The 725-nt window shown below is 58.6% G+C and carries 1 pseudogene; it reads left to right on the top strand.

The annotated features are described in order from the left end of the window. Nucleotides 1–128 (top strand): annotated as a pseudogene (locus ISP20_RS21445) (IS30 family transposase); the annotation flags it as partial. Nucleotides 129–725 lie beyond the last annotated feature (597 nt).

The following is a 725-nucleotide window of genomic DNA, read 5'->3' on the forward strand; positions in this document are numbered from 1 at the left end:
ACCTATCGGGCTACTCGCAGGCTAAACTCGACGCCGTGGCCCGGGAGTTGAATGAGCGACCGCGCCAAACGTTGAACTTTGAAACACCGGCCGAACGATTCCAGCAATGTGTTGCGTTGACCGGCTGAAGCCGCAACCCATAACGGACGCCGCAGAAGTGAAAGGGGTAAGGATGGTCCGCGTTGATTTCAGCATTTTCTACGCCGGTGGTTCCTATGGCCATGCGAGTGGCGACATCGACGTCGCCATTCCCGCTGGGCCGGGCGCGACTATCGACTTGTGCGAAATTGCCGTGGAACGCCCTCCGGCTGACTTCTCGGGCCGGCTAATCGTTGAGTCTGTTCTTGTGGCAGATGGTGTCGAAACTTCGTACGCGTGCCGAGATGTGTGCGTCGCATCGAAGACCGAGGCGGATGCCCTGGGTAGGTGGCTAGACAATTTGCCTGATCTATCAGTCTGGCCGAACGATCTAGGTGACCACCTGTACGATGGGCCCAAATAGGTGATGTCCGCCTCCGACCCGAAGCGGATGATTTGGCGGCAACCCAAAGGGGCAAGGAGGCGTCATGGCATGGAAGAGAGGTATGGCGGAATCTGGAACCTATCCCTTGGCCAGGGCGATGCCGTGCTTTCCGAGCGCTATCTGCCGGCTCTCGATCTGGTGACAGTGGTCGTGAAGCGGGCGGACGGTCTGTTGTCTGCTTTCGTTCTGAGCAAAGGACACG

It is taken from the genome of Dyella kyungheensis (genome assembly GCF_016905005.1).
Taxonomy (GTDB): domain Bacteria; phylum Pseudomonadota; class Gammaproteobacteria; order Xanthomonadales; family Rhodanobacteraceae; genus Dyella; species Dyella kyungheensis.